Annotated in this window: 36 protein-coding genes; all 36 read left to right on the top strand. The window is 67.4% G+C overall.

Translation table 11 applies throughout. The annotated features are described in order from the left end of the window. Position 1: 1 nt before the first annotated feature. Positions 2-871, top strand: a complete 870-nt coding sequence (gene rfbD, locus PV721_RS18215; RefSeq protein WP_416371128.1) for a dTDP-4-dehydrorhamnose reductase — start codon at positions 2-4, stop codon at positions 869-871. Further along, complete coding sequence (locus PV721_RS18210; RefSeq protein ID WP_319725461.1) at positions 868-2,202, top strand: hypothetical protein; 1,335 nt, start codon at positions 868-870, stop codon at positions 2,200-2,202. Before rfbD ends, PV721_RS18210 begins: the two co-directional genes overlap by 4 nt. A gap of 68 nt (positions 2,203-2,270) precedes the next feature. Continuing rightward, a complete protein-coding gene (locus tag PV721_RS18205) occupies positions 2,271-2,960 on the top strand; it encodes a glycosyltransferase family 2 protein (RefSeq protein ID WP_319725460.1) in 690 nt (229 codons plus the stop codon). Beyond that, positions 2,957-3,403, top strand: a complete 447-nt coding sequence (locus PV721_RS18200) for a DUF2304 domain-containing protein (protein WP_319725457.1) — start codon at positions 2,957-2,959, stop codon at positions 3,401-3,403. The genes PV721_RS18205 and PV721_RS18200 overlap by 4 nt, the downstream gene beginning before the upstream one ends. 5 nt (positions 3,404-3,408) lie before the next feature. Beyond that, positions 3,409-4,308, top strand: coding sequence for a glycosyltransferase family 2 protein (locus tag PV721_RS18195; protein ID WP_319725454.1), 900 nt, complete (start codon positions 3,409-3,411; stop codon positions 4,306-4,308). Positions 4,309-4,339: 31 nt separating this feature from the next. Continuing rightward, entirely contained in the window at positions 4,340-6,187 is a 1,848-nt protein-coding gene (locus tag PV721_RS18190) for a hypothetical protein (RefSeq protein ID WP_319725452.1), read from the top strand. Between the two features lie 118 nt (positions 6,188-6,305). Next, on the top strand, positions 6,306-7,415 hold the full coding sequence (locus PV721_RS18185; protein ID WP_319725449.1) for a hypothetical protein: 1,110 nt from the start codon (positions 6,306-6,308) through the stop codon (positions 7,413-7,415). Between the two features lie 468 nt (positions 7,416-7,883). Then, positions 7,884-8,192, top strand: coding sequence for a 30S ribosomal protein S10 (gene rpsJ, locus PV721_RS18180; RefSeq protein WP_003948644.1), 309 nt, complete (start codon positions 7,884-7,886; stop codon positions 8,190-8,192). 14 nt (positions 8,193-8,206) lie between these two features. After that, entirely contained in the window at positions 8,207-8,851 is a 645-nt protein-coding gene (gene rplC, locus PV721_RS18175; protein WP_007265899.1) for a 50S ribosomal protein L3, read from the top strand. 4 nt (positions 8,852-8,855) lie between these two features. After that, on the top strand, positions 8,856-9,506 hold the full coding sequence (gene rplD, locus PV721_RS18170; protein ID WP_030710344.1) for a 50S ribosomal protein L4: 651 nt from the start codon (positions 8,856-8,858) through the stop codon (positions 9,504-9,506). Continuing rightward, positions 9,506-9,829: a 50S ribosomal protein L23 gene (rplW, locus tag PV721_RS18165; RefSeq protein WP_007265901.1), complete on the top strand. Its 324-nt coding sequence runs from the start codon at positions 9,506-9,508 to the stop codon at positions 9,827-9,829. Before rplD ends, rplW begins: the two co-directional genes overlap by 1 nt. 39 nt (positions 9,830-9,868) lie before the next feature. After that, positions 9,869-10,705, top strand: a complete 837-nt coding sequence (rplB, locus tag PV721_RS18160) for a 50S ribosomal protein L2 (protein ID WP_008739715.1) — start codon at positions 9,869-9,871, stop codon at positions 10,703-10,705. Positions 10,706-10,717: 12 nt separating this feature from the next. After that, the gene (gene rpsS / locus PV721_RS18155; protein ID WP_008739713.1) at positions 10,718-10,999 is read left to right on the top strand and encodes a 30S ribosomal protein S19; all 282 of its coding nucleotides are present in this window, start codon (positions 10,718-10,720) and stop codon (positions 10,997-10,999) included. Positions 11,000-11,042: 43 nt separating this feature from the next. Next, the gene (gene rplV, locus PV721_RS18150; protein ID WP_007265904.1) at positions 11,043-11,390 is read left to right on the top strand and encodes a 50S ribosomal protein L22; all 348 of its coding nucleotides are present in this window, start codon (positions 11,043-11,045) and stop codon (positions 11,388-11,390) included. Further along, positions 11,390-12,232, top strand: a complete 843-nt coding sequence (rpsC, locus tag PV721_RS18145) for a 30S ribosomal protein S3 (RefSeq protein ID WP_008739710.1) — start codon at positions 11,390-11,392, stop codon at positions 12,230-12,232. The genes rplV and rpsC overlap by 1 nt, the downstream gene beginning before the upstream one ends. 5 nt (positions 12,233-12,237) lie before the next feature. Beyond that, positions 12,238-12,657, top strand: coding sequence for a 50S ribosomal protein L16 (rplP, locus tag PV721_RS18140; protein WP_008739704.1), 420 nt, complete (start codon positions 12,238-12,240; stop codon positions 12,655-12,657). Continuing rightward, positions 12,657-12,881: a 50S ribosomal protein L29 gene (gene rpmC, locus PV721_RS18135; protein WP_073912892.1), complete on the top strand. Its 225-nt coding sequence runs from the start codon at positions 12,657-12,659 to the stop codon at positions 12,879-12,881. Before rplP ends, rpmC begins: the two co-directional genes overlap by 1 nt. Then, positions 12,881-13,165, top strand: coding sequence for a 30S ribosomal protein S17 (rpsQ, locus tag PV721_RS18130; protein ID WP_030773830.1), 285 nt, complete (start codon positions 12,881-12,883; stop codon positions 13,163-13,165). Before rpmC ends, rpsQ begins: the two co-directional genes overlap by 1 nt. Before the next feature lie 104 nt (positions 13,166-13,269). After that, a complete protein-coding gene (gene rplN / locus PV721_RS18125; RefSeq protein WP_008739701.1) occupies positions 13,270-13,638 on the top strand; it encodes a 50S ribosomal protein L14 in 369 nt (122 codons plus the stop codon). Between the two features lie 2 nt (positions 13,639-13,640). Further along, positions 13,641-13,952 carry a 50S ribosomal protein L24 gene (rplX, locus tag PV721_RS18120; protein ID WP_030008468.1) on the top strand — a complete coding sequence of 104 codons (312 nt, stop codon included), beginning with the start codon at positions 13,641-13,643 and terminating at the stop codon, positions 13,950-13,952. After that, positions 13,952-14,503, top strand: coding sequence for a 50S ribosomal protein L5 (gene rplE / locus PV721_RS18115; RefSeq protein WP_030388859.1), 552 nt, complete (start codon positions 13,952-13,954; stop codon positions 14,501-14,503). Before rplX ends, rplE begins: the two co-directional genes overlap by 1 nt. Before the next feature lie 5 nt (positions 14,504-14,508). After that, positions 14,509-14,694: a type Z 30S ribosomal protein S14 gene (locus tag PV721_RS18110; protein ID WP_003956452.1), complete on the top strand. Its 186-nt coding sequence runs from the start codon at positions 14,509-14,511 to the stop codon at positions 14,692-14,694. 223 nt (positions 14,695-14,917) lie between these two features. Further along, positions 14,918-15,316, top strand: a complete 399-nt coding sequence (gene rpsH, locus PV721_RS18105) for a 30S ribosomal protein S8 (RefSeq protein ID WP_007265911.1) — start codon at positions 14,918-14,920, stop codon at positions 15,314-15,316. 20 nt (positions 15,317-15,336) lie between these two features. Then, on the top strand, positions 15,337-15,876 hold the full coding sequence (gene rplF, locus PV721_RS18100) for a 50S ribosomal protein L6 (RefSeq protein ID WP_319725424.1): 540 nt from the start codon (positions 15,337-15,339) through the stop codon (positions 15,874-15,876). A gap of 2 nt (positions 15,877-15,878) precedes the next feature. After that, positions 15,879-16,262, top strand: coding sequence for a 50S ribosomal protein L18 (rplR, locus tag PV721_RS18095; RefSeq protein WP_030026334.1), 384 nt, complete (start codon positions 15,879-15,881; stop codon positions 16,260-16,262). A gap of 45 nt (positions 16,263-16,307) precedes the next feature. Beyond that, positions 16,308-16,910 carry a 30S ribosomal protein S5 gene (gene rpsE / locus PV721_RS18090; protein WP_319725421.1) on the top strand — a complete coding sequence of 201 codons (603 nt, stop codon included), beginning with the start codon at positions 16,308-16,310 and terminating at the stop codon, positions 16,908-16,910. Continuing rightward, a complete protein-coding gene (gene rpmD / locus PV721_RS18085) occupies positions 16,910-17,092 on the top strand; it encodes a 50S ribosomal protein L30 (protein WP_005313525.1) in 183 nt (60 codons plus the stop codon). The genes rpsE and rpmD overlap by 1 nt, the downstream gene beginning before the upstream one ends. Positions 17,093-17,094: 2 nt before the next feature. Next, the gene (gene rplO / locus PV721_RS18080) at positions 17,095-17,550 is read left to right on the top strand and encodes a 50S ribosomal protein L15 (RefSeq protein ID WP_319725417.1); all 456 of its coding nucleotides are present in this window, start codon (positions 17,095-17,097) and stop codon (positions 17,548-17,550) included. Between the two features lie 187 nt (positions 17,551-17,737). Next, on the top strand, positions 17,738-19,051 hold the full coding sequence (gene secY, locus PV721_RS18075) for a preprotein translocase subunit SecY (RefSeq protein ID WP_189970611.1): 1,314 nt from the start codon (positions 17,738-17,740) through the stop codon (positions 19,049-19,051). Beyond that, a complete protein-coding gene (locus PV721_RS18070) occupies positions 19,051-19,698 on the top strand; it encodes an adenylate kinase (RefSeq protein WP_319725412.1) in 648 nt (215 codons plus the stop codon). The genes secY and PV721_RS18070 overlap by 1 nt, the downstream gene beginning before the upstream one ends. Positions 19,699-19,790: 92 nt before the next feature. Then, positions 19,791-20,642, top strand: coding sequence for a type I methionyl aminopeptidase (gene map / locus PV721_RS18065; RefSeq protein WP_319725410.1), 852 nt, complete (start codon positions 19,791-19,793; stop codon positions 20,640-20,642). A gap of 138 nt (positions 20,643-20,780) precedes the next feature. Continuing rightward, entirely contained in the window at positions 20,781-21,002 is a 222-nt protein-coding gene (infA, locus tag PV721_RS18060; protein WP_003956442.1) for a translation initiation factor IF-1, read from the top strand. Between the two features lie 74 nt (positions 21,003-21,076). Further along, a complete protein-coding gene (gene rpmJ / locus PV721_RS18055) occupies positions 21,077-21,190 on the top strand; it encodes a 50S ribosomal protein L36 (RefSeq protein WP_003956441.1) in 114 nt (37 codons plus the stop codon). A gap of 200 nt (positions 21,191-21,390) precedes the next feature. After that, entirely contained in the window at positions 21,391-21,771 is a 381-nt protein-coding gene (gene rpsM, locus PV721_RS18050; protein ID WP_030710357.1) for a 30S ribosomal protein S13, read from the top strand. 54 nt (positions 21,772-21,825) lie between these two features. Beyond that, a complete protein-coding gene (gene rpsK, locus PV721_RS18045; RefSeq protein ID WP_003956432.1) occupies positions 21,826-22,230 on the top strand; it encodes a 30S ribosomal protein S11 in 405 nt (134 codons plus the stop codon). Between the two features lie 150 nt (positions 22,231-22,380). Continuing rightward, positions 22,381-23,403: a DNA-directed RNA polymerase subunit alpha gene (locus PV721_RS18040; RefSeq protein WP_007265920.1), complete on the top strand. Its 1,023-nt coding sequence runs from the start codon at positions 22,381-22,383 to the stop codon at positions 23,401-23,403. Positions 23,404-23,436 lie beyond the last annotated feature (33 nt).

Here is a 23,436-nt window from a genome sequence, read left to right as displayed (position 1 = left end):
GATGCTCGGCCAGGACGTCCTGGCCGTCCTGAAGCGCGCCCGGATCGAGGCCGTGGGCCTGCGCCGAGCCGACCTCGACATCACCGACCCGGCGGCCGTCCGGGCCGCGGTCGAGGGCTTCACCGTGGTCGTGAACTGCGCCGCGTGGACCGACGTGGACGGCGCCGAGACCGCCGAGGAAGCCGCCACCGCCGTCAACGGCACCGGCGTGCGCGTCCTCGCCGAGGCCTGCGCCGCCGCCCATGTGCGCCTGCTCCACGTCTCCACCGACTACGTGCTGCCCGGCGACGCCTCGGAGCCGTACCGCGAGGACACCGCCACCGGGCCCGTGAACGCGTACGGCCGCTCCAAGCTGGTCGGCGAGCAGGCCGTCACCGAACTGCTGCCGCAGGACGGCTACGTGGTCCGCACCGCCTGGCTGTACGGCGAGCACGGCCCCAACTTCGTCGCCACCATGCTGAAGTTGGCCGCCCAGCGGGACACCCTCGACGTCGTCGACGACCAGCACGGCCAGCCCACCTGGTCCTACGCACTGGCCCGCCGGCTCGTCGAGCTCGGCCAGGCCGCGCTGAAGGGCTGGGCCATGGGCGGGATCTACCACGGCACCGCGAGCGGCCGGACCACCTGGATGGGGCTCGCCCGCGAGACCTACCGGCTGAGCGGGCTCGACCCCGAGCGGATCCGGCCGACGACCTCCGAGGCGTTCGTCCGCCCCGCCGTCCGCCCCGCCTTCAGCGTGCTCGCGCACGACCGCTGGGACGAAGCGGGAATGGCCCCGCTCGCCGACTGGCGCGAACAGCTGGCCGAGGCCCTCGCCACCCCCGCCTTCAAGGCACTGGCCGGAGCGGCCCGGGACGGCCGGGCGGGATGAAAACCCTGCTGACCAAGTTGAGCGCGGCGCTGCCGCCGGGCACCGTCGCGGTGGCCGGCGGCACCGTCGTGCTCGGCGCGGCCTCGTACGTCCACCTGGGCGTGGCCGGTCACAGCCTGAGCACCGACGCCCAGGCGAACGTGTCGGTCCTGTGGACGATCGTGATGTCCATCGGCATCGGCGTCTTCTTCCCCGTCGAGCAGGAGCTCACCCGGATCGTCTCCGCCCGGGCGGTCCTGGGCCAGGGCGCCGCCCCGGTGCTGCGCCGCGCGACCCTGCTCACCGCGGGGATCCTCGGCGCGACCCTGCTCGTACTCGGCCTCGGCGCGCAGCCCATCGCCGACCTGCTGTTCCACGGGGACCGCGGCCTGGTGGCCGCGCTCGGCGGGGCCTTCACCGGCATGGCCGTCTGCTACCTCACCCGTGGGGTCCTCGCCGGCCTCGGCCGCTTCGGCGCGTACGGTGCCCAGCTCGCCGTCGACGGCGGCCTGCGGATCGTGCTCGCCTTCGGCTGCGCGCTGTTCGGGATGCACTCGGCGCTGGCCTTCAGCCTCATCCTCGCCGTCGCGCCCGTCGTCGCGACGCTGGTCACGCTGCCCGCGCTGCTGCGCGCGGTCGGGCCCGGCGAGCCGATCGCCTGGCGCGAGCTGTGCAACGGCCTGGGCCTGCTGGTCTGCGCGACCCTGCTGTCCCAGTTGGTCGTCAACGCGGCCGTGATGAGCACCAAGCTGCTGGCCCCGTCCGACAGCGCGCTGATCGCGGCGCTGCTGAGCGCCCTGGTCCTGGCACGGGTGCCCCTCTTCGTCTTCGGTTCGCTCCAGGCCTCGCTGCTCAGCGGCCTCACCGCCGCGTTCACGGCCGGCGACCGGGTGGCCTTCTGGGCGATGCTGCGCCGGATCGGCATGGTCGTCGGAGCGCTCGGCCTGCTCGGCGGGGTGCCCGCCACGGTCCTCGGCCCCTGGCTCATCGAGGTGCTCTTCGGCACCGAGGACCCGGTGCTCGACCGCCTCGACTTCTTCCTGCTGTCCGCCGGCACCGTGGCGTACATGTTCGCGATGGTCCTCGGACAGGCGCTCATGGTATTCAAGCGGCACAACCTGCAGTTGCTCTGCTGGGCCGTCGGTACCGCAGTGCTGGTGGGCACCACCCTGGTCCCCGGCGACGTGGCCGTGCGCGTGATCCTCGCCTACGCCCTCGGCTCCACCGCCACCGTCCTCGCTATGCTGGCAGCCCTCAGGCTGAGCTTCCCCGGAGCCGCGGCCGCAGCCGGTGAAGCACCCCGGCAGATGGCCGACGCAGGCCCCCCGGGCGTGGGCGCGGCCGGGAAATGACCATGCCTCCCCACGACGTCACACCGATCACCGAGCACTCGTATGTGCCACATTCCGCTGGAGCTACCGTGTCCCAATACGACGATGTCTGGCTGGTCATACCGGCCTATAACGAGGGCCAGGTGATCGCCGACGTGGTCGAGGGGGCCCGCAAAACGTTCCCCAACATCGTCGTCGTCGACGACGGCAGCACCGACGACTCGGCCAAGCACATAGCGACGACCGGTGCCCACCTGGTGCGCCACCCGGTCAACCTCGGCCAGGGCGCGGCCCTTCAGACCGGCCTCACCTACGCGCTCGCCCAGCCCGGCGCCCGCTACTTCGCCACCTTCGACGCCGACGGTCAGCACCAGACCAAGGACGTCGAGACGATGGTCGCGGTGCTCCGCCGCGACGAGGCCGACGTCGTGCTCGGCTCCCGCTTCATCGAGCAGAACGGCCAGGTGCCGTGGATCAAGCAGGTCGTGCTGCGCACGGCCGCCGCCGTCAGCCCGACCGCGCGCAAGCTCAAGCTCACCGACGCGCACAACGGTCTGCGCGTGCTGGGCCGGGAGGCCGCCGAGCAGCTGAACATCACCATGAACGGCATGGCCCACGCGTCCGAGCTCGTCGGCTTCCTCGCCGGCTCCACGCTGCGCGTCACCGAGGTACCGGTGGACATCCTCTACACCGACTACTCACGCGCCAAGGGTCAGTCCCTGATCAACGGCGTCAACATCCTTTTTGACATTTCGCTGCGGGAGCGTGGGCGTCGATGAAGTACTTCTGGATCCAGCTGCTGCTGATCGTCGGCTCCGTGTCGATGGCGCTCATGTTCATCCGGACCTGGGGCCAGGCGAAGAACCGGGCGTGGAAGCGCATCGCGTTCTCGGCGTTCGTCATCGTCAACGTGTACGCGGTGCTCCGCCCGACCGACGTCACCTGGCTCGCGCAGCAGCTGGGCGTCGGCCGTGGCACCGACCTGGTGCTGTACGTGATGGTGCTCGCGATGGGCTTCCTCACGCTCAACACCTTCCTGCGCTTCCGCTCGCTGGAGAAGAAGATCACCGACCTCGCCCGGACGGTGGCCATCAACGAGGGTGTCCGGCACAACGACGAGCGCCTGGGTGCGGACGCCGTCGTGGCGCAGGCCGCCGCCCCGGACTCCGCCGCCGGCGCCAAGGCCGAGGCCGGCTCCGACTCCGACTCCGTGAAGGCCTGAAGTCCATGGTGACCTTCGACTTCATGCTCCCCTACTACGGGGACGTACAGCTGATGCAGGACGCCGTCCGCAGCGTCCTGGCGCAGACGGACCGGGACTTCCGCCTCGTCGTGATCGACGACGGCAAGGAGCCCGAGGTACCCGGCTGGTTCGCGCAGCTCGGTGACGACCGGGTCCACTACACGCGCAACGAGCAGAACCTCGGCATCACCAAGAACTTCCAGAAGTGCGTGCAGCTGTCCGAGGCCGACTACGTCGTCATCATGGGCTGCGACGACCTGCTGCACCCGCACTACCTGGAGACCGTGCGCGGGATCGTCGGGGCCCACCCGGGCATCGGCATGGTCCAGCCGGGCGTCGAAGTCATCGACGGTGACGGCCGGGTGACCGCGGGCCTCGCGGACAACACCAAGAAGCGGCTGTACGCACCGCAGGTGAAGGGCCGCCGACTGATGGCCGGTGAGGAGCTGGCCGCCAGCGTGCTGCGCGGCAACTGGCTCTACTTCCCGTCGATCGCCTGGCGCGGCGAGGCCCTGCGCAAGGTGAACTTCCGCGACGACTACTCGGTGATCCAGGACCTCGCGCTCGTCGTCGACCTGCTCGAAGACGGCGAGCAGATGGTCATCGACAACTCCACCACCGTGTTCCAGTACCGCCGCCACGCGGTCAGCGAGTCCTCGGTACAGGCCTTCTCCGGCACCCGCTTCGCCGAGGCCGAGCGGTACTTCTCCGCGGTCGCCGCGCGCATGGACGCCCGCGGCTGGCCGAAGGCGGCCCGCGCGGCGCGCTTCCACAGCGCCTCCCGTCTGCACGCGCTGACGATGCTCCCCGGAGCCCTGCGCCGCGGACACAAGGAGGGCGCTCGTACGCTGGCGAAGCACGCCTTCACCTCCGGCCAGAACTGATCCGACTCCGCCCACCATGAAACGGACTGAGATGACACACCTGGCCACCGAGGAGGTCGGTGAGGCCGGCGCTCCGGCGCAGCGGCCTGCCGAACCGGCGCAAGGCAAGGGCCACTTGTCCCCCTCCCGGGGCGAGGCGTGGCTGTCCCGGCGGTGGGTGCTGGTCCTGGCCGAGGTCGTCGTCAGTCTGGTGGCAGCCCTCGGGTTCACGCTGCTGAGCACGCACATCAGCGTGAACCCGCTCGTCCGCATCGGTCAGGTCAGCGGTCTCGCCAAGCTCCAGCAGTACGCGGCCGTACTCGGCCTGCCGCTGCTCGCGATCCTGCTCTACACCGCCTACCGCGGCACCCTGCACCGCCACCAGCTGGCGAAGCGCCTGGTGTGCGCCGCCCTGGCCGGTCTCGCCACCGGTGTGGTGGCGGGCGGCGTGGTCGTCGCGCTGCGCGGTACCCCCTGGGGCCTCGGCGGCCAGGAGGGCGACCCGAGCGCCCTGATCGCCATGGCCAACTCGTTCCTGCACGGCGAGGGCCCGTCGGGCATCTACCCGCCGCTCTTCCCCGGCCTGATGGCCGTCTGGGCGAAGCTCCGCTACGACGGCGCCGGCGGGACCGGGTTCGCCCTCAAGGACTTCCAGATCTTCTTCACCGCCATCGCGGGCCCGATGACGTACCTGGCCTGGCGGCTGCTGCTCCGGCCGTTCTGGGCGCTGCTGATCGCGGTGCCGTCGGCCGTCCTCTTCATGGACCCGATCCGTCCGTACAGCCACGCCAGCATGCTCGTCCTGCTGCCGCTGCTCGGGTACACCCTGCGCGAGATGCGCCGCAGCGGTGACCGGCCGCTGCGCGCGACGCTGCTGCGCGGCGCGGTCCTCGGCCTCGTCTTCGGCGTGGTCTTCCTCTGGTACTCCGGCTGGTACGTCTGGGCCGCGCCCGGCATGTTCCTGCTGGCGTTGTGCATCTTCCCGTGGCGCGCCGGCAAGGCGGTGGTCAAGCGGAGCGCCGCGTTCGTCGGCGCCACCCTGGTGACGGCCGGCGCCGTGGGCGCCCCGCTGATCTACCAGATGGCCCGGCTCGGTTCCCAGACGCCGGACCGCTACGCCTTCCTGGCCGTGTACGTCGACCCGGCGTACGTGCTGGGCTGGGTGTCCGACCGCTCGGGGAAGCTGGAGTACCAGACCTGGCCGGTGGCCGGCGAGATGGCCGGCCAGAGCGGCTTCGCCCTGCTGCTGCTGTTCGCCGTGGGCCTGGGCGTCGGCCTGGGGCTGCGCAACATCATGGTCCTGACCGCCGCCGCCACGCTGGCGGGCGCCTGGCTGGCGCGCTTCTGGTTCGCCTCGCACATGGCGCACGACAAGGCCGTGCAGCTCTTCCCGCGCACCACGTGGATCATCATGTACTGCCTGATGATCCTGGCCGTCCTCGGCATGATGGCGGTGGTCAACCGGGGCTCCGGCTGGGCCGAGCGCACCCTGCGGCCGAGCGGCGCGGCCCCGGCCGCGCGCGTCGTGCCCCGGCGGGTCGTCGCGCAGCTCGCGGCCGGCATGGTGTGCGCGATCGCGCTGTTCGCCACGATGGGCGCGTCCTGGTCGGTCAACCGGTACATGCCGCAGTCCGACAACATGACGATGGGCATCGACGCCTGGCGGGCCCACACCATCAAGAAGGCGGACGGCACCTGCCCGCGCTTCGCGCCGGACAAGAAGAAGTGCGCCGACATCGTCACCAACGACTGGAAGCAGAACGCCGACGACGGCGAGATCTGGTGCGGCGGCATCGGCCCGCTGAACTGGAAGGCCGTCTGCGGGCGCAAGGCGCCGGCGTCGGAGCTGCAGAAGGAAGAGCAGGAGCAGAAGGAAAGGGAGAAGGCGGCGAAGAAGTAGGGCCGGGTCGCATCCCGGCCGAGGGGGCCAAGGTACTTCTTTGCACGTGAGAGGCCCCGCACCGGAGGGTGCGGGGCCTCTCACGTGCTCGACGGCACGGTACGCAGGGGGACAGGACATGGGAAACGACAACCACGGCGACAACGGCGGAGCGGGCGTCTCCGACGAGGAATGGCGCCGGTTCCAGGAGGAGGCCGCCGCGGGGACGGGCGCGGCGCCGAGGGAGCCCTCCGCACGGGCGCGGATGGTCACCGAGCGGCTGCGCGCGACGCAGGGCCAGGAGCCGCCGGGATGGCGCACCGGGCCCGCCCGGCAGGGGCGCCGGCGCCCGGGGCGACTGGGGGCCGCCCTGGCCGTCGTACTGATCGCCGGGCTGGCGCTGATCGCCGTACGGCCCGAGCTGGTGATCGACCGGATCACCGGCAAGGCGGACGCCCGCCAGGAGGCGAAGAACGCTGCTCCACTGCCCGCGGAGTCCGTACGTCCGACCGCGCCCCCGGCGGTCGTGGACCCGGACCGGCCGACTCTGCAGGAACCTTTCCGCGGCTCCCCGGCCCTCCAGTGGGCCGACGGGGCCGCCGGAATCGAGGTACCCGAGGCCACGGCCGTCGGCGGGACGTCCGAGCAGCAGGTCGCGGAGGCGCTGGAGAAGGCCAGGCAGTTCCTGATCGCGGCCAACCTCGACCCGGCGACCCTGCGCGGGGAGCGGCCGGCCGCCGCCCTGGCGATCCTGGATCCCCGCCAGCCGGAGGTCCCGCAGCGGCTGGAGCAGTCCCTGACGAAGCCCACCGCGGAGAACACCCCGGTGCTGCTCTTCACCCGCTTCGACCCGGCGAAGGTCAAGCCGGTCGGCGACGTGGTCAAGGTGCGCGGCAGCATGCGCGCGGAGCAGGGGGAGCCCGGGGAACTGCTCGTGGTGACGGACTACACCTTCGTCCACCCCATGACGGACGGGGGCACGAGCGTGCAGCGCACCATCGTGCGCCGGCAGATCACCCTGAGCCTGCTCGACCCGGCGCGCTGGGAGGCCACCCGGGGCCGGCTCCAGCTGCGCAAGTACGTCTCCGAGTGGTCGAACGTCGGATGTGATTCGGCCGACGGTTTCCTGCACCCGGACTTCCCGCGGGAGACGCCGGCCGGGCCGGCGCCCACCGGGCCCGCCGTGGATCCGTACGACCGCAGCAGGGACATCAAGGGCGAAGGGTGCGGCACGGTCACCCGCTCCTGACCGGGGGAGAGCCCCGCCGGGCGATGCGCGTGGTGCGGTTTGACCACTCAGCGTGGCGGGGTATTCTCTTCGGCCCGATTAGCCAGGTACGTGCCTCGTATGGCAGACTACTCAAGTTGCTCGGCTGAGTGCCGATGCTGCGCGCCTCCCGCCGGGAGGACCGGAAGCGAGTCCCACAGTACTCGTCGTCCTTAATCTGCCTCTCGGGGCAGCAATGGGGACGGACGTACGGGAATCTTCTGGGAAGTGTCAGCACGGTGCCCACCAGGCACTCGGTGGGTGTTTCTCCCCCGAAACGCGGTCACAGGGACCGCACCCCCTTGGACGAGGGAATTTCCGTATGGGAATTTTCTGTAGAGGGAGTGCGACACGCCCGACCGCGTGGGTCGGAGAGAAGCCGCGGGATCCGTCCCGCAGCCGACCGAGAGCCAGAGCGTTTCCACATACAGACAGGACTACGGAGTAGCCATGGCGGGACAGAAGATCCGCATCCGGCTCAAGGCCTACGACCACGAGGTCATCGATTCCTCGGCGAAGAAGATCGTCGAGACGGTGACGCGCACTGGTGCGTCGGTCGCGGGCCCGGTGCCGCTGCCCACTGAGAAGAACGTGTACTGCGTCATCAAGTCGCCGCACAAGTACAAGGACTCGCGCGAGCACTTCGAGATGCGCACGCACAAGCGCCTGATCGACATCCTCGACCCGACCCCCAAGACCGTTGACTCGCTGATGCGCCTGGACCTTCCGGCCGGCGTTGACATCGAGATCAAGCTCTGAGAGGCGTCGAGAAGATGGCAAAGCAGATCAAGGGCGTCCTGGGCGAGAAGCTCGGCATGACCCAGGTCTGGGACGAGAACAACCGTGTCGTCCCGGTGACCGTGGTCAAGGCCGGACCCTGCGTCGTTACCCAGGTCCGTACGAACGACATCGACGGCTACGAGTCGGTCCAGATCGCCTTCGGCGAGATCGACCCGCGCAAGGTGAACAAGCCCCTCAAGGGCCACTTCGCCAAGGCCGACGTGACCCCCCGCCGCCACCTGGTGGAGCTCCGCACCTCCGACGCCAGCGAGTACACGCTCGGCCAGGAGATCACTGCTGAGGTGTTCGAGTCCGGCGTCAAGGTTGACGTCACGGGCAACAGCAAGGGCAAGGGCTTCGCCGGTGTCATGAAGCGGCACAACTTCCGGGGCCTCGGCGCCGGTCACGGTGTGCAGCGCAAGCACCGCTCCCCCGGTTCGATCGGTGGCTGTGCCACCCCTGGGCGTGTCTTCAAGGGCATGCGCATGGCCGGTCGCATGGGTAACGAGCGCGTCACCACCCAGAACCTGACCATCCACGCGGTTGACGCGGAGAAGGGTCTGCTCCTCATCAAGGGTGCGGTCCCCGGTCCGAACGGCGGCCTCGTCCTGGTCCGTACCGCGGCCAAGGGGGCTTGAGGTAATGAGCACCATTGACATCCTTTCGCCGGCAGGCGACAAGGCCGGTACCGTCGAGCTCCCCGCGGAGATCTTCGACGCGAAGACCAGCGTTCCGCTGATCCACCAGGTCGTTGTCGCTCAGCTGGCTGCTGCCCGTCAGGGCACGCACAAGACCAAGCGTCGTGGCGAAGTCCGTGGTGGTGGCCGCAAGCCGTACCGCCAGAAGGGCACCGGCCGCGCGCGCCAGGGTTCGACCCGTGCGCCGCAGTTCGTCGGCGGTGGCGTTGTCCACGGCCCGCAGCCGCGTGACTACTCCCAGCGGACCCCGAAGAAGATGAAGGCCGCCGCCCTCCGCGGTGCCCTCTCGGACCGTGCGCGTCACTCCCGCATCCACGTCGTCACCGGCGTGGTCGAGGGTTCCGCCTCCACGAAGGCCGCCAAGACGCTGTTCGGCAAGATCTCGGAGCGCAAGAACCTGCTCCTGGTCGTCGAGCGCGCCGACGAGGCCGCGTGGCTGTCCGCCCGCAACCTGCCCCAGGTTCACATCCTGGAGCCGGGCCAGCTGAACACGTACGACGTGATCGTCTCTGACGACGTGGTCTTCACTCAGGCCGCTTTCGAGTCCTTCGTGTCTGGCCCCAAGGCCGATGAGACCGAAGGGAGCGACGCCTGATGTCTGAGGCGACCGTTACCAGCAAGACCTTCACTGACCCGCGCGACCTGCTGATCAAGCCGGTTGTCTCGGAGAAGAGCTACGCGCTGCTGGACGAGAACAAGTACACGTTCATCGTCGCGCCCGGCGCCAACAAGACCCAGATCAAGCAGGCCGTGGAAGCGGTCTTCTCGGTCAAGGTCACCGGGGTCAACACGATCAACCGTCAGGGTAAGCGCAAGCGCACCAAGACCGGTTTCGGCAAGCGTGCGAACACCAAGCGCGCCATCGTGACCCTTGCCGAGGGCAACCGTATCGACATCTTCGGCGGCCAGGCCTCCTAACGGAGGTCTAGTCGTCCGGAATCGGACGAGGACTGAGAAATGGGTATCCGCAAGTACAAGCCGACGACCCCGGGCCGTCGTGGCTCCAGCGTCGCCGACTTTGTCGAGATCACGCGGTCCACGCCGGAGAAGTCGCTGGTTCGCCCCCTGCACAGCAAGGGCGGCCGTAACAACACCGGTCGGATCACCGTTCGCCACCAGGGTGGTGGACACAAGCGCGCCTACCGCGTGATCGACTTCCGTCGTCACGACAAGGACGGCGTGCCGGCCAAGGTCGCGCACATCGAGTACGACCCCAACCGCACCGCGCGCATCGCGCTCCTGCACTACGCGGACGGCGAGAAGCGCTACATCATCGCGCCGAAGGCGCTGAAGCAGGGCGACCGGATTGAGAACGGCCCCACGGCCGACATCAAGCCGGGCAACAACCTGGCCCTCCGTAACATCCCGGTCGGTACCACGATCCACGCGATCGAGCTCCGTCCCGGTGGTGGCGCCAAGTTCGCCCGTTCCGCGGGTGCCTCCGTGCAGCTGCTGGCGAAGGAGGGCACGATGGCCCACCTTCGTATGCCTTCCGGTGAGATCCGCCTGGTCGACGCGCGCTGCCGCGCCACCGTCGGCGAGGTCGGCAACGCCGAGCAGTCGAACATCAACTGGGGCAAGGCCGGCCGCATGCGCTGGAAGGGCGTTCGCCCGTCCGTCCGCGGTGTCGCGATGAACCCGGTTGACCACCCGCACGGTGGTGGTGAGGGCAAGACCAGTGGTGGTCGCCACCCGGTCTCCCCGTGGGGTCAGAAGGAGGGTCGTACTCGCTCGCCGAAGAAGGCTTCGAGCAAGTACATCGTCCGCCGCCGCAAGACGAACAAGAAGCGCTAGGAGCGGGTTTAGATGCCGCGCAGTCTCAAGAAGGGGCCCTTCGTCGACGACCACCTCGTAAAGAAGGTGGACGTCCAGAACGAAGCCGGCACCAAGAACGTCATCAAGACCTGGTCCCGTCGCTCGATGATCATCCCCAGCATGCTGGGTCACACCATCGCGGTGCACAACGGCAAGACCCACGTCCCGGTGTTCGTCACCGAGTCGATGGTCGGCCACAAGCTCGGCGAGTTCTCGCCGACTCGCACCTTCCGCGGCCACGTCAAGGACGACCGGAAGTCGAAGCGCCGCTAAAGGCGGGGTGGTTACGACTATGACTTACACCGAAGGGACAACCATGGAAGCCAGGGCCCAGGCGCGGTACATCCGCGTCACGCCCATGAAGGCCCGCCGAGTGGTGGACCTTATCCGTGGCATGGATGCCACGGAGGCTCAGGCGGTCCTGCGTTTCGCCCCGCAGGCCGCGAGCGTGCCGGTCGGCAAGGTGCTGGACAGCGCCATTGCCAACGCCGCACACAACTACAACCACCCGGACGCCTCTACGCTGGTCATCAGCGAGGCGTACGTGGACGAGGGCCCGACCCTGAAGCGGTTCCGTCCGCGTGCCCAGGGCCGTGCCTACCGGATCCGCAAGCGGACCAGCCACATCACCGTGGTCGTCAGCAGCAAGGAAGGTTCCCGGTAATGGGCCAGAAGGTAAACCCGCACGGGTTCCGGCTCGGCATCACCACCGACTTCAAGTCGCGTTGGTACGCCGACAAGCTGTACAAGGACTACGTCAAGGAAGACGTCGCCATCCGTCGGATGATGACGTCCGGCATGGAGCGCGCCGGCATCTCGAAGGTTGAGATCGAGCGCACCCGTGACCGCGTGCGTGTGGACATCCACACCGCTCGTCCGGGCATCGTCATCGGCCGCCGTGGCGCCGAGGCCGACCGCATCCGCGGTGACCTCGAGAAGCTCACGGGCAAGCAGGTCCAGCTGAACATCCTCGAGGTCAAGAACCCCGAGCTCGACGCTCAGCTGGTTGCCCAGGCCGTTGCCGAGCAGCTCTCCTCCCGCGTCTCCTTCCGTCGCGCCATGCGTAAGAGCATGCAGGGCACGATGAAGGCCGGCGCCAAGGGCATCAAGATCCAGTGTGGCGGCCGTCTCGGCGGCGCCGAGATGTCCCGCTCCGAGTTCTACCGCGAAGGCCGTGTGCCGCTGCACACCCTCCGCGCGAACGTGGACTACGGCTTCTTCGAGGCCAAGACCACCTTCGGCCGTATCGGTGTGAAGGTCTGGATCTACAAGGGCGACGTCAAGAACATCGCCGAGGTTCGCGCCGAGAACGCTGCGGCCCGTGCGGGTAACCGCCCGGCCCGTGGCGCGCAGGGCGCTGGCGACCGTCCCGCAGGCCGTGGTGGCCGTGGTGGCGAGCGCGGCGGCCGTGGTGGCCGCAAGCCGCAGCAGGCTGCTGGTGCCGAGGCCCCCAAGGCCGACGCTCCCGCCGCCGCTCCGGCCGAGAGCACCGGAACGGAGGCCTGACCGACATGCTGATCCCTCGTAGGGTCAAGCACCGCAAGCAGCACCACCCCAAGCGCAGTGGTATGGCGAAGGGCGGTACTGAGGTCACGTTCGGCGAGTACGGCATCCAGGCGCTGACCCCGGCGTACGTGACGAACCGCCAGATCGAGGCGGCTCGTATTGCGATGACCCGCCACATCAAGCGTGGCGGCAAGGTCTGGATCAACATCTACCCGGACCGCCCGCTGACGAAGAAGCCTGCCGAGACCCGCATGGGTTCCGGTAAGGGTTCTCCCGAGTGGTGGATCGCCAACGTGCACCCGGGTCGGGTCATGTTCGAGCTGTCCTACCCGAACGAGAAGATTGCTCGTGAGGCGCTCACCCGCGCTGCTCACAAGCTTCCGATGAAGTGCCGGATTGTTCGGCGCGAGGCAGGTGAGTCGTGATGGCGACGGGAACCAAGGCGTCCGAGCTGCGTGAGCTCGGCAACGAGGAGCTCGTTGGCAAGCTGCGCGAGGCCAAGGAGGAGCTGTTCAAGCTCCGCTTCCAGGCGGCCACGGGTCAGCTGGAGAACAACGGCCGGCTCAGGTCCGTCCGCAAGGACATCGCTCGCATCTACACCCTGATGCACGAGCGTGAGCTCGGTATCGAGACGGTGGAGAGCGCCTGATGAGCGAGAACAACGTGACTGAGAACAAGACCGAGCGCGGTTTCCGCAAGACCCGTGAGGGTCTGGTCGTCAGCGACAAGATGGACAAGACCGTCGTCGTCGCCGTCGAGGACCGCGTGAAGCACGCCCTGTACGGCAAGGTCATCCGCCGTACGAACAAGCTCAAGGCGCACGACGAGCAGAACGCTGCCGGCGTCGGCGACCGCGTCCTCATCATGGAGACGCGTCCGCTGTCGGCGAGCAAGCGCTGGCGCATCGTCGAGATCCTCGAGAAGGCCAAGTAATTATCTGAGGGGTTTCCCTCAGATTCGTTCCGCCAGGCTCGGTGGGGGCTCCGCTCTCGTAGTGAAGCCCCCGCCGGGAACCGGCAGACAAACAGGAGATACACGTGATCCAGCAGGAGTCGCGACTGCGTATCGCCGACAACACTGGTGCGAAGGAGATCCTTTGCATCCGTGTTCTCGGTGGTTCCGGTCGCCGCTACGCGGGCATCGGTGACGTCATCGTCGCCACCGTCAAGGATGCGATCCCCGGTGGCAACGTGAAGAAGGGTGACGTCGTCAAGGCGGTCATCGTTCGCACCGTCAAGGAGCGCCGCCGCCAGGACGGCTCGTACATCCGCTTCGACGAGAACGCCGCCGTCATTCTGAAGAACGACGGCGACCCTCGCGGCACCCGTATCTTCGGCCCGGTGGGCCGTGAGCTGCGCGAGAAGAAGTTCATGAAGATCATCTCGCTCGCGCCGGAGGTGCTGTAAGCATGAAGATCAAGAAGGGCGACCTGGTTCAGGTCATCACCGGTAAGGACAAGGGCAAGCAGGGCAAGGTCATCGTCGCCTTCCCCGCTGACAACCGCGTCCTCGTCGAGGGTGTCAACCGGGTCAAGAAGCACACCAAGGCTGCGCAGAACCAGGCCGGTGGCATTGTGATCACCGAGGCCCCGGTCCACGTCAGCAACGTTCAGCTGGTTGTGGAGAAGGACGGCAAGAAGGTCGTCACCCGCGTCGGCTACCGCTTCGACGACGAGGGCAACAAGATCCGCGTTGCCAAGCGGACGGGTGAGGACATCTGATGGCTACCACTCCGCGTCTCAAGACGAAGTACCGCGAGGACATCGCGGGCAAGCTGCGTGAGGAGTTCTCCTACGAGAACGTCATGCAGATCCCCGGCCTCGTGAAGATCGTGGTCAACATGGGTGTGGGCGACGCCGCCCGCGACTCCAAGCTGATCGACGGCGCCATCAAGGACCTGACGACGATCACCGGTCAGAAGCCGGCCGTCACGAAGGCCCGGAAGTCCATCGCGCAGTTCAAGCTGCGCGAGGGTCAGCCGATCGGCTGCCACGTCACCCTCCGTGGTGACCGCATGTGGGAGTTCCTGGACCGTACGCTGTCGCTCGCGCTGCCGCGTATCCGTGACTTCCGTGGTCTGTCGCCGAAGCAGTTCGACGGCCGTGGCAACTACACCTTCGGTCTCACGGAGCAGGTCATGTTCCACGAGATCGACCAGGACAAGATCGACCGTACCCGGGGTATGGACATCACCGTGGTCACCACGGCGACCAACGACGACGAGGGCCGTGCCCTCCTTCGTCACCTCGGCTTCCCCTTCAAGGAGGCGTAAGCGAGATGGCGAAGAAGGCTCTCATCGCGAAGGCTGCCCGCAAGCCCAAGTTCGGTGTGCGTGCGTACACCCGCTGCCAGCGCTGCGGTCGCCCCCACTCCGTGTACCGCAAGTTCGGCCTGTGCCGCGTCTGCCTTCGTGAGATGGCTCACCGTGGCGAGCTGCCGGGCGTGACCAAGAGCTCCTGGTAAATCACCCTCGTCCGCAAGGACTTGGGGAGTACCAGGCACTCTCGGTAAGCATCTGGACGGTGGGTGCCCGGCCGCGCATGCCTTAGGCTTGTGTGGTTGGGCGTCCGCCGCCCATAACGACTTACTACGCCGTAGGTCCCCGCACCGCACCCGTCCCGCCACTGAGTGGGGAGAGGGATGGCGCATACAGGAAACCCCGGCGAGAGAGGCCGAAGGCCACTTCATGACCATGACTGACCCGATCGCAGACATGCTCACGCGTCTGCGTAACGCTAACTCGGCGTACCACGACACCGTCGTGATGCCGCACAGCAAGATCAAGTCGCACATCGCAGAGATCCTCAAGCAGGAGGGTTTCATCACCGGCTGGAAGGTCGAGGACGCCGAGGTCGGCAAGAACCTCGTCCTCGAGCTGAAGTTCGGGCCGAACCGCGAGCGCTCCATTGCGGGCATCAAGCGGATCTCGAAGCCCGGTCTGCGCGTGTACGCGAAGTCCACCAACCTGCCGAAGGTCCTCGGCGGCCTGGGCGTGGCGATCATCTCCACGTCCCACGGTCTTCTGACCGGTCAGCAGGCAGGCAAGAAGGGCGTAGGTGGGGAAGTCCTCGCCTACGTCTGGTAGTCGGGAACGGAGGAAAAGCAATGTCGCGAATCGGCAAGCTCCCCATCCAGGTTCCCGCCGGTGTGGACGTCACCATCGATGGCCAGACGGTCGCGGTGAAGGGCCCCAAGGGTTCCCTCGCGCACACCGTCAAGGCGCCCATCGCAGTCGTCAAGGGTGAGGACGGCGTTCTGAACGTCACCCGCCCGAACGACGAGCGTCAGAACAAGGCCCTGCACGGCCTGTCCCGCACGCTGGTGGCGAACATGATCACCGGTGTGACCACGGGATACGTCAAGGCTCTCGAGATCAGCGGTGTCGGTTACCGCGTGGCCGCGAAGGGCTCCAACCTGGAGTTCCAGCTCGGCTACAGCCACCCGATCCTGGTGGAGGCGCCCGAGGGCATCTCCTTCAAGGTCGAGTCGCCGACCAAGTTCTCGGTCGAGGGCATCGACAAGCAGAAGGTCGGCGAGGTCGCCGCCAACATCCGCAAGCTGCGGAAGCCCGACCCGTACAAGGCCAAGGGTGTCAAGTACGCCGGCGAAGTCATCCGCCGCAAGGTCGGAAAGGCTGGTAAGTAGCCATGGCATACGGTGTGAAGATCGCCAAGGGCGACGCGTACAAGCGCGCTGCCAAGGCTCGCCGCCACATCCGCATCCGCAAGAACGTCTCGGGTACGGCGGAGCGTCCGCGCCTCGTCGTGACGCGTTCCAACCGCAACATCGTTGCTCAGGTCATCGACGACCTCCAGGGTCACACCCTGGCGTCCGCGTCGACCCTGGACGCTTCGATCCGCGGTGGCGAAGGCGACAAGAGCGCCCAGGCCCAGGCTGTCGGCGCGCTCGTCGCCGAGCGTGCCAAGGCTGCGGGTGTCGAGACCGTCGTGTTCGACCGCGGTGGCAACCGATACGCCGGGCGCATTGCCGCTCTGGCTGACGCCGCCCGCGAAGCCGGGCTGAAGTTCTAAGCCCCGGTTCCGGGACTCACGGACGTAACAGAGAGAGGTAATCCAATGGCTGGACCCCAGCGCCGCGGAAGCGGTGCCGGTGGCGGCGAGCGGCGGGACCGGAAGGGTCGCGACGGTGGCCCTGCCGCCGAGAAGACCGCTTACGTTGAGCGCGTTGTCGCGATCAACCGCGTCGCCAAGGTTGTCAAGGGTGGTCGCCGCTTCAGCTTCACCGCGCTGGTCGTGGTGGGCGACGGTGACGGCACGGTAGGTGTCGGTTACGGCAAGGCCAAGGAAGTTCCCGCGGCCATCGCCAAGGGTGTCGAGGAAGCCAAGAAGAACTTCTTCAAGGTTCCGCGCATCCAGGGCACCATCCCTCACCCGATCCAGGGCGAGAAGGCGGCGGGCGTCGTCATGCTGAAGCCGGCTTCCCCGGGTACCGGCGTTATCGCCGGTGGTCCGGTGCGTGCCGTGCTGGAGTGCGCCGGCGTTCACGACATCCTGTCGAAGTCGCTCGGCTCTTCCAACGCGATCAACATCGTGCACGCGACCGTGGCGGCCCTCCAGGGCCTGCAGCGTCCCGAGGAGATCGCGGCTCGCCGTGGTCTGCCCCTCGAGGACGTCGCCCCCGCGGCTCTGCTTCGTGCACGTGCTGGGGCGGGTGCGTAATGGCTCGCCTCAAGATCACGCAGACGAAGTCGTACATCGGCAGCAAGCAGAACCACCGCGACACGCTGCGTTCGCTCGGGCTCAAGCGCCTGAACGACGTCGTCGTCAAGGAGGACCGCCCCGAGTTCCGCGGAATGGTTCACACCGTCCGCCACCTCGTGACGGTTGAGGAGGTTGACTAATCATGGCTGAGAACAGCCCGCTGAAGGCCCACAACCTCCGTCCCGCCCCCGGCGCCAAGACCGCGAAGACCCGTGTCGGTCGTGGTGAGGCGTCGAAGGGTAAGACGGCCGGTCGTGGTACGAAGGGCCAGAAGGCCCGTTACCAGATCCCGCAGCGCTTCGAGGGCGGGCAGATGCCCCTCCACATGCGTCTGCCGAAGCTCAAGGGCTTCAAGAACCCGTTCCGCACCGAGTTCCAGGTCGTGAACCTGGACAAGCTCGGCGCTCTCTACCCCGAGGGTGGAGAAGTCACGGTGGCCGACCTGGTCGCCAAGGGCGCGGTTCGCAAGAACAGCCTCGTCAAGGTCCTGGGCCAGGGCGAGCTCTCCGTGGCGCTGCAGGTTTCGGTTGACGCCGTTTCCGCCTCCGCCAAGGAGAAGATTGCCGCTGCCGGCGGCTCTGTCACTGAGCTCGTCTAAGACGATTTCAGTGGCTGAATAGCTCGAAACCCGACCGGGGATGCCTCACATATGGGGCATCCCCGGTTGGTCGTTCCACGGGAGGCACACTCGCCGGTAAGGTGGCGTGCACCTTTGCTTTGTCGTATACGTCGATCCCTCAGACCGTCACCTCTGACGCAGTAGCGCGGGGGTCGCAGGAGGCACCGTGCTCACCGCGTTCGCCCGGGCGTTCAAGACGCCCGACCTGCGCAAGAAGCTGCTCTTCACGCTCGGCATCATCGTGCTGTTCCGGCTCGGGTCCCACATCCCGGTACCCGGCGTGAGCTACAAGAACGTCCAGATCTGTGTTGAGCAGGCAGGCAGCAGCAATGGGCTGTTCGGCCTCGTCAACATGTTCAGCGGCGGTGCGCTGCTGCAGATCACGATCTTTGCGCTCGGCATCATGCCGTACATCACGGCGAGCATCATTCTGCAGCTGCTGACCGTGGTCATCCCGAAGCTGGAGACCCTCAAGAAAGAGGGCCAGTCCGGCACGGCGAAGATCACTCAGTACACGCGCTATCTGACGGTCGCGCTCGCGATCCTGCAGGGCACCGGCCTCGTCGCCACCGCCCGCACGGGGGCCCTGTTCCAGGGCTGCCAGGTCGCCAGCCAGATCGTTCCCGACCGGTCGATCTTCACCACGGTCGTCATGGTGGTCACCATGACCGCCGGTACCTGCGTCGTCATGTGGCTCGGTGAGCTCATCACCGACCGCGGCATCGGCAACGGCATGTCGATCCTCATGTTCATCTCGATCGCCGCCGGCTTCATCGGCGCGCTGTGGCAGATCAAGCTCCAGGGCAAGATCGCCGACGGCTGGGTCGAGTTCGGCGTCGTCATGCTGGTCGGCCTCGCGATGGTCGGCCTGGTGGTCTTCGTCGAGCAGGCGCAGCGCCGGATCCCGGTCCAGTACGCGAAGCGCATGATCGGCCGCCGTGCCTACGGCGGTACCTCGACCTACATCCCGCTCAAGGTGAACCAGGCGGGCATCATCCCCGTCATCTTCGCCTCGTCGCTGCTGTACATCCCGGCGCTGGTCGTGCAGTTCAGCGGGTCCACCGCGGGCTGGGCCACCTGGATCCAGAAGCACTTCGTCAAGGGCGACCACCCGTACTACATCGCGGTCTACTTCCTCCTGATCGTCTTCTTCGCGTTCTTCTACGTGGCGATCTCGTTCAACCCCGAGGAAGTTGCAGACAACATGAAGAAGTATGGTGGGTTCATCCCGGGTATTCGCGCCGGTCGACCCACCGCTGAGTACCTGAGCTACGTGCTCAACCGGATCACCTGGCCGGGGTCGCTGTACCTGGGTCTCATCGCTCTTGTGCCGACGATGGCGTTGGCCGGCTTCGGAGCGAACCAGAACTTCCCGTTCGGCGGGACGAGCATCCTGATCATCGTGGGTGTGGGTCTGGAAACCGTGAAGCAGATCGAGAGCCAGCTCCAGCAGCGTAATTACGAAGGGTTCCTCCGCTGATGCGAATCGTCCTCGTCGGACCGCCCGGTGCGGGCAAGGGAACGCAGGCCGCGTTCCTTGCCAAGAACCTGTCGATCCCGCACATCTCCACGGGCGACCTGTTCCGGGCCAACATCAGCCAGGGCACCGAGCTGGGCAAGCAGGCGAAGGCGTACATGGACGCCGGCGACCTGGTCCCCGACGAGGTGACCATCGGCATGGCGAAGGACCGGATGGAGCAGCCGGACGCCGTAGGCGGCTTCCTGCTCGACGGTTTCCCGCGCAACGTCTCGCAGGCCGAGGCGCTCGACGTGATGCTCCAGGCGGAGGGCATGAAGCTCGACGCCGTCCTCGACCTGGAGGTCGAGGAGGACGAGGTCGTCAAGCGGATCGCCGGTCGCCGGATCTGCCGCAACGACTCTTCGCACGTCTTCCACGTCACGTACGCCCCGCCGAAGGCCGAGGGCGTCTGCGACACCTGCGGCGGCGAGCTGTACCAGCGCGGTGACGACTCCGAGGCCACGGTCCGCAACCGGCTGGAGGTCTACCACACGCAGACCGAGCCGATCATCGACTACTACAAGGCCCAGGGCCTGCTGGTGACGATCCCGGCCCTCGGTGAGGTCGCCGACGTCACGAAGCGCGCGATGGACGCCCTCAAGAAGTAGTACCCCCGTAGGGCAAGAACGGCCGCGGTGTCCCCAGGGCATCGCGGCCGTACTGTTGAGAAGACTCGAACCGAGGCTGGAAGGCGTTTTTCATGGTCCAGATCAAGACCCCCGAGCAGATCGCGAAGATGCGCGAGGCGGGGCTGGTCGTCGCCGCGATCCACGCGGCGACCCGTGAGGCGGCCGTTCCGGGCGCCACGACGCGTGATCTGGACATGGTGGCCCGCAAGGTGATCGCGGACGCCGGGGCGAAGTCGAACTTCCTCGGCTACGGCGGCTTCCCCGCGACGATCTGCACCTCGGTGAACGAGGTCGTCGTCCACGGCATCCCGGACGACAAGACGGTCCTCAAGGACGGCGACATCATCTCGATCGACGCCGGCGCCATCGTCGACGGCTGGCACGGCGACGCCGCGTTCACCGCCTTCGTCGGCACCGGGCACGCCCCTGAGCTCCTGGAGCTCTCCCGGGTGACCGAGGAGTCCATGTGGGCCGGTATCGCCGCCATGAAGCTCGGCAACCGCCTCGTGGACATCTCCAAGGCGATCGAGACCTACATCAAGCGCCAGCCGCGTCCCGCCACCGGTGACCACAGCCTCGGCAAGTTCGGGATCATCGAGGACTACGGCGGCCACGGCATCGGGTCCGAGATGCACATGGACCCCCACCTGCTGAACTACGTCTCGCGCAAGCGGGGCAAGGGCATCAAGCTGGTCCCGGGCGTCTGCCTGGCGATCGAGCCCATGGTCTCCCTGGGCACCCCCCAGACGGAGGTACTGGCGGACGACTGGACCGTCATCACCACGGACGGCACCTGGTCCTCGCACTGGGAGCACTCCATCGCCCTGACGGAGGCCGGTCCGATCGTTCTGACCAGCCCGGACTGCGGCAAGGCGAAACTGGCGGAGTACGGGGTCACCACGGCTCCGGACCCGCTGGCGTAATGATCTACACTCTGGGGCAAACTTTCCGGATTCGTCTTTCTGGGACCCCTGACGTAGACTGACTCGTCGGCTCTCGTGCACTTCCATGCCTGCATGGCGCACCGAGCCGATCAAGGTAGCCGATTCGAAGGGCGAAGCGTGGCCAAGAAGCAAGGTGCCATCGAAATCGAGGGCACCGTGATCGAGTCCCTCCCGAACGCGATGTTCAAGGTGGAACTGCAGAACGGTCACAAGGTCCTCGCGCACATCAGCGGCAAGATGCGCATGCACTACATCCGCATCCTCCCGGATGACCGGGTCGTCGTGGAGCTGTCTCCGTACGACCTGACGCGTGGCCGGATCGTCTACCGATACAAGTAGATCTTGTCCTCACTCCTGCCTGGGCGTCTTGTCCCGGTGCGGGTGGTGGCACTGACCCGGAGAACCTCACCCACATGAAGGTCAAGCCGAGCGTCAAGAAGATCTGCGACAAGTGCAAGGTGATCCGCCGTCACGGCCGGGTCATGGTCATCTGCGACAACCTGCGCCACAAGCAGCGCCAGGGCTGACGCACGCCGACCGACCTGCCTTAACGCAGTTCTTCGCGCGACGTAAGAAAACGTACATACGCAGAATCCGCCCAGCCCTGCAAGGGGCCGGCGGCACCTCCGGCGGGGGCCGGGGACCCGGACGTACCACCACCCATCAGGTGTGGTCGGCGGTCGGGGCTGATTCTGCGGAAGACCCCCGAACACACAGGAGCCATTGAATGGCACGCGTTTCCGGTGTTGACATCCCGCGCGAAAAGCGTGTGGAGATCGCACTCACCTACGTCTTCGGTATCGGGCGCACCCGGTCCAAGGAGATCCTCGCCTCCACCGGCGTGAACCCGAACACCCGCGTTCGTGACCTGGCCGAAGAGGACCTGGTCAAGATCCGCGAGTACGTGGACGCCAACCTCCGTACCGAGGGTGACCTCCGCCGCGAGATCCAGGCCGACATCCGTCGCAAGGTCGAGATCCAGTGCTACCAGGGCATCCGCCACCGTCGCGGCCTCCCGGTGCACGGTCAGCGCACCAGCACGAACGCGCGTACCCGCAAGGGCCCGCGTCGCGCGATCGCCGGTAAGAAGAAGCCGGGCAAGAAGTAGTCCTGTTCAGCGGTCTTGCGCTGTAGGACCGACCACCTCCCGTAGGAGATTTAGATGCCCCCCAAGGGTCGTCAGGGCGCTGCCAAGAAGGTGCGCCGCAAGGAAAAGAAGAACGTCGCTCACGGGCACGCCCACATCAAGAGCACGTTCAACAACACCATCGTTTCGATCACGGACCCCTCGGGCAACGTGATCTCCTGGGCCTCCGCCGGCCACGTCGGCTTCAAGGGCTCGCGCAAGTCCACCCCCTTCGCCGCGCAGATGGCCGCCGAGTCGGCCGCCCGCCGCGCGCAGGAGCACGGCATGCGCAAGGTTGACGTCTTCGTCAAGGGTCCGGGCTCCGGCCGCGAGACCGCGATCCGCTCCCTCCAGGCCACCGGCCTCGAGGTCGGCTCGATCCAGGACGTCACCCCCACCCCGCACAACGGCTGCCGCCCGCCGAAGCGCCGCCGCGTCTGACGCAGCGGACGCACCTGTGCGTTCTTGAGTGTCCGGGCGGTACGACCCCTTCGGGGGCCGTGCCGCCCGTACCCTTGCAGTAGCCGTACCTCGGTACGGCATCCCGTCGGGCGTCAAATAGTGGGCGTCCACGAATGAAGGAACACAGACATGCTTATCGCTCAGCGTCCTTCGCTGACCGAAGAGGTCGTCGACGAGTACCGCTCGCGGTTCGTGATCGAGCCGCTGGAGCCGGGCTTCGGCTACACCCTCGGCAACTCCCTGCGCCGTACGCTCCTGTCCTCGATCCCGGGTGCCGCTGTCACCAGCATCCGCGTGGACGGCGTCCTGCACGAGTTCACCACCGTGCCGGGCGTCAAGGAAGACGTCACCGACATCATCCTCAACATCAAGCAGCTGGTCGTCTCCTCGGAGCACGACGAGCCGGTCGTGATGTACCTGCGCAAGCAGGGTCCCGGCCTGGTCACCGCTGCTGACATCGCGCCCCCGGCCGGTGTCGAGGTGCACAACCCGGACCTGGTCCTCGCCACGCTCAACGGCAAGGGCAAGCTGGAGATGGAGCTGACCGTCGAGCGCGGTCGCGGCTACGTCTCCGCCGTCCAGAACAAGCAGCTGGGCCAGGAGATCGGCCGCATCCCGGTCGACTCCATCTACAGCCCGGTCCTCAAGGTCACCTACAAGGTCGAGGCGACCCGAGTCGAGCAGCGCACCGACTTCGACAAGCTGATCGTCGACGTCGAGACCAAGCAGGCCATGCGCCCGCGTGACGCCATGGCGTCCGCCGGCAAGACCCTGGTCGAGCTGTTCGGTCTGGCCCGCGAGCTCAACATCGACGCCGAGGGCATCGACATGGGCCCGTCCCCGACGGACGCCGCCCTGGCCGCCGACCTGGCGCTGCCGATCGAGGAGCTCGAGCTCACCGTTCGGTCGTACAACTGCCTCAAGCGCGAGGGCATCCACTCCGTGGGTGAGCTCGTCGCCCGCTCCGAGGCGGACCTGCTCGACATCCGCAACTTCGGTGCGAAGTCGATCGACGAGGTCAAGGCGAAGCTGGCCGGCATGGGCCTGGCCCTCAAGGACAGCCCGCCCGGATTCGACCCGACCGCCGCCGCCGACGCCTTCGGCGCGGACGACGACGCGGACGCCGGCTTCGTCGAGACCGAGCAGTACTAGAAAAGCTTGTGGGGGGCTCACGCCCCCCACACC

This window comes from Streptomyces sp. MB09-01 (assembly GCF_033794505.1).
In the GTDB taxonomy this organism is placed as follows: Bacteria; Actinomycetota; Actinomycetes; order Streptomycetales; family Streptomycetaceae; genus Streptomyces.
This window is presented reverse-complemented; position numbering and strand designations above follow the sequence as displayed.